This window comes from bacterium, assembly GCA_030693205.1.
GTDB lineage: Bacteria > Patescibacteriota > Minisyncoccia > JAHIHE01 > JAHIHE01 > JAHILZ01.
On record JAUYBG010000023.1, the window covers coordinates 1 to 4,382 of the forward strand.

General features: G+C 42.2%; 5 protein-coding genes. All 5 read left to right on the forward strand.

Features of this window, described 5'->3' with window-relative positions; all coding sequences use genetic code 11:
* Positions 1 to 537: hypothetical protein (locus Q8N37_04940; protein ID MDP3057828.1), on the forward strand; the 537-nt coding region annotated here is incomplete at its 5' end.
* A gap of 2 nt (positions 538 to 539) precedes the next feature.
* A complete protein-coding gene (locus tag Q8N37_04945; protein ID MDP3057829.1) occupies positions 540 to 1,121 on the forward strand; it encodes a prepilin-type N-terminal cleavage/methylation domain-containing protein in 582 nt (193 codons plus the stop codon).
* A 210-nt stretch (positions 1,122 to 1,331) separates the two neighbouring features.
* Positions 1,332 to 1,649 carry a pilus assembly PilX N-terminal domain-containing protein gene (locus tag Q8N37_04950; GenBank protein ID MDP3057830.1) on the forward strand — a complete coding sequence of 106 codons (318 nt, stop codon included), beginning with the start codon at positions 1,332 to 1,334 and terminating at the stop codon, positions 1,647 to 1,649.
* Positions 1,650 to 1,736: 87 nt separating this feature from the next.
* Complete coding sequence (ligA, locus tag Q8N37_04955) at positions 1,737 to 3,743, forward strand: NAD-dependent DNA ligase LigA (protein MDP3057831.1); 2,007 nt, start codon at positions 1,737 to 1,739, stop codon at positions 3,741 to 3,743.
* 133 nt (positions 3,744 to 3,876) lie between these two features.
* On the forward strand, positions 3,877 to 4,197 hold the full coding sequence (locus Q8N37_04960; protein ID MDP3057832.1) for a hypothetical protein: 321 nt from the start codon (positions 3,877 to 3,879) through the stop codon (positions 4,195 to 4,197).
* Positions 4,198 to 4,382: the final 185 nt, after the last annotated feature.

The window sequence follows — 4,382 nt, forward strand, 5'->3', positions numbered from 1 at the left end:
GTTGAAGTGATGGCGGCGGTTACGATCTTGTCTATCGGCTTGATAGGCAGTTTGAATCTGATAAACTATAATTTAAGGAATATTTCTTTTCAAAAAAATAAAATAGTCGCCGCGGGTTTAGTAGAGGATGGAATGGAGCGAGTGAGAAATGTTCGCGATACCAATTGGCTTAAAGGAGAATTGGATTGGAAGCATAATATCGAAGGAGACATTCCGCCGAATAAGACAATAACATTTTTTTGCGCTAATACTGCTATCAGTGGTAAAGTAATGCCACCGCCATTAAATATTGATGATTGTGGTTCTAAGTGCCAAATTTATGTTTATACGAAAATTGCGGATGGCTCAAAATGTTATTCTGATAATTTTGGAAATCAAGCTGGGTATGGCTATGTTACTACCGATTTTTACCGCTTGGTAGCATTAAATGAAAAATCAAACGATTCAGTTGAAGTGAAAGTTGCAGTCAAATGGAGCGAGGGCGGGCAAGATAAATATTTAACCGCAACCGAAATTTTATATAATTGGAGACAATAAAAATGGCGTTGGAAATTTTTAAAAAAATCAATAACGAAAAAGGCATCAGTCTTGTTGAACTTGTGGTGGCGGTGTCTGTTTTTTCAATGGTGATTACCGCAGCTTCGGGAATATTCATAAACGCGTTAAAAGCGCAAAAAACAATAGTCGCAAAACAAAACGTTGCGGATAATTTGCGTTATATAATGGAATTTATGGTTAAGGAAATGAGAATGGCGCAAACAGATACCGTAAATCCCGATTTGACGTTTAATGACGGCGCGGCAACTCCGGTAACAGTTAAGAATGGCCGTTTTACCAAAATTTCTTTTAAAAATATGTCTTCATCTTCAATAGTTTATGATTTTGACAGCGTGAACAGTAAAATCTTAAGAAATGATTTTGGCGGCACCGGAGGCGCTCAGGCGATCTCGTCCGACGAGGTTTTAATAACCGATTTAAAGTTTATGGTTAATAACTGGAATTTGACCACTGGTCCTGCCGCGGCCGCTCCTTTTATCACTATTTGGATCAAAGCAAAAGCTAAAAGCGGAGCTGGCGGGGAAACGGAGCTGCAAACCAGCGTGTCGCCGCGTATTTATTAATTTATCGCGAATTACGAAATAGCTTTACTGTCACCCTGAGCTTGTCGAAGGGCAGCCTAGTTTAACGCAAATTTGCCTATAGTTCGACAAGCTCACTATGACAAATTTGCCATTTTGTAATTCAAAGTAATTTAATTTCAGTAATTTAAAATGAAAAAATTTTCAGTAAAAAAGTTAAACTCGCGAGGCGCTGCTACGATTTTTATAGTAATGTCAATTTTGGCAGCGGTTTTAGCGATTGCTCTGGGAACTTCGTTTGTCGCTTCAACCGAACTAAGAATATCTTCAAGCAGCAGAGAATCAGTAACGGCGTATTATGCGGCGGAAACAGGGATTGAACAAGCTTTGTATGATCATATAATAAAAGAGCCGACAGCGGCAAAATGCCCTTTATGGACATCTTTGGACAGCGCTCAATATTGTTTGAATGTCACGGAAGATACGCCGGGCGATTATCGTACTATTACCAAAATTCAGTCAATCGGCGAATATAATTCGGTCAGAAGAAGCATTGAAATAAATTTTTAAATAACAAAAGCGGATGGATTCGACAAGCTCACCGCAAGTTTATGCCGATGTGCGCTTAAAATAGCCTATTTGATCAGTGAGACGCCTATGAACAAACAAGAAATCAAAGATCGCATAGAAAAACTCAAAAAAGAGATAAATTATCACCGTTATCTTTATCATGTTTTGGATAAAGTGGAGATTTCCGACGCGGCGCTGGATTCCTTGAAGCACGAACTTGATGTGCTTGAGCAAAAATTTCCCGAATTTATCACGCCTGATTCGCCCACGCAGAGAATTGGCGGGAAACCTTTGGATCAGTTTAAAAAAGTGCCGCATATCGTGCCGCAATGGTCTTTTAATGACGCTTTTACCCCGGACGAAATAAGAGAATTCGACGCTCGGGTAAGGCGTTTTTTGCGTGATAGCGGAGTCCAAGGCGATGCGGTGCCTGACTATACGGCGGAATTAAAAATTGACGGTTTGCACGTGGTGCTGACTTATAAGAACGGGGTATTCGTAACCGGAGCTACCAGGGGCGATGGGAAGATCGGCGAAGACGTGACGCAAAATCTTAAGACGATCGAAAGTATACCTTTGAAGCTGGAAGAAAAAGTTGATATCGTCGCGGAAGGGGAGGTTTTTATGGCTAAATCGGTACTGAAAGAGCTGAATAAAGAACGCGCCAAAAGCGGCGAGCAATTGCTGGCTAATCCGAGGAATGCCGCGGCGGGAGCTGTCCGCCAGCTTGATTCGAAAATCGCGCGCGAGCGGCGGCTCGATTGTTTCATTTACGATCTGAGTTGGGCGGGGAATTTCGATCTGCCGGCGACTCAAGAAAAAGAATTAGAAAAATTAAAAGAATTGGGTTTTAAGGTTAGTAAAAATTGGAAACATTGCGCGAATGTTGAAGAGGCGATAAAGGTTTGGGAATATTGGCTGAAACATCGCGAGCAGGAAGACTATTGGATAGACGGAATCGTGCTAAAGCTTAATTCAGGAGATTGGCAGAGGCGGCTGGGTTATACCGGCAAGGCTCCGCGCTGGGCGATCGCTTTTAAATTTCCGGCCGAACAAGCCACTACAGTCGTCGAAGATATTGTGGTGCAGGTCGGGCGCACCGGAGCGCTGACTCCCGTGGCGCATTTAAAACCTGTTTCGGTAATGGGTTCCACTATCAGCCGGGCCACGCTTCACAATGAGGATGAAATTCGCCGTTTGGGTTTGAAGATTGGCGATACGGTAGTGATACAAAAAGCTGGCGACGTGATTCCCGAAGTGGTAAAAGTTTTGCCGAATTTCCGGACCGGCAAAGAAAAAGATTTTAAGATGCCGAAAAAATGCCCGATTTGCGGGAGTGCGGTAGGCCGATCGGAAGGCGAAGTGGCGACATATTGCGCCAATAAAAAATGCTACGCGCAGGATCTCCGGCGGTTGATACATTTTGCCAGCAAAAAGGCTTTTAATATCGAAGGAATGGGCAAGAAGATCGTTCAGCGCCTTGTGGATGAAAAATTAATTACCTCGCCGGCGGATATCTTTGAATTGACCAAGGATGATATTTCAGTGCTGGCGCGCTTTGGCGAAAAATCCGCTGATAATCTCATTGGCGCGATAGCCAAGTCAAAAACCATATTTTTGAGCAAGTTCATTTATGCTTTGGGCATTCATCATGCGGGGGAAGAAATGAGCTATGATCTCTCGCTTCATTTTAAAAATTTGGCCAATCTTAAGAAAGCGAGCGTTGAAGATCTGATAAGATCCCGCGATGTCGGTCCAGTGGTGGCGGCCAGCCTTTGTGATTTTTTCCACGACGCGGGCAATATCAAGCTCGTCAATGATCTGGAAAAAGCGGGGGTGAAGATCATTGCGGATAAAGCGCCGGAAGGGCGATTGGCGGGAAAATCTTTCGTGGTGACCGGAACATTGAGATCAATGAGCAGGGAAGCAGCTCACGAGAAGATCCGAGCTTTGGGCGGCAATATCGGGAGCGCGGTTTCCGCCAAGACTTCATATGTCGCGGCAGGCGAAAATCCGGGCAGTAAATACGAAAAAGCCAAGAAATTAGGCGTTAAAATATTAAACGAAAAAGAATTTTTGGAAATAACAAAATAGGAGTTTGTGGATAACTTTTTTAGAGAATTTTTCATTTTTGTGGTATAATAAACCATATTAGCAAGATTAATATAAGTTTAATTATTTAATACTAGGATTTTTAAATACTAGATTATTAAACGCATATAATTCTATGTCATTAATTAAAAATGAAAAACCTATCGTTAAAATTGTGTTATTGGTAATTTTAATTTTTGTTTCAATTCTGGTTTTATCTTTGGCGGTTTTTTATGCGGGTAAAAACAATCCGGGAAAAAATTCCGGCGGAACCCGGCAATCGCCGTCTTCAAAAACGACGGAAGAAGTCATTGACAGTCTGACTGCTCCTGTTTCCGGCGATAAAAATTCAGCGGCTATTTCCAAGGATGTTATCGATTCTTTAACAGCTCCTGCTGATTCAAAATCAGTTTCAGAAGATGTGATAAAAAGTTTGACAGCTCCGGAGAAAAAGTAATTTAAGCATATTTTTTTAATTTAATAAAAATAAAACCTATGCCTCAATTTTCACAACTTACCAAATCTCTCGCTTTCATCGTGTCAGTCTTGGCAATCTCTCTTTCCCTGTCCTATTTTGTCCTTGCCTGGACCGAACCGACTGTCGCGCCTCCGAGCGGCAATGTGGCCACGCCTTTGAATGTG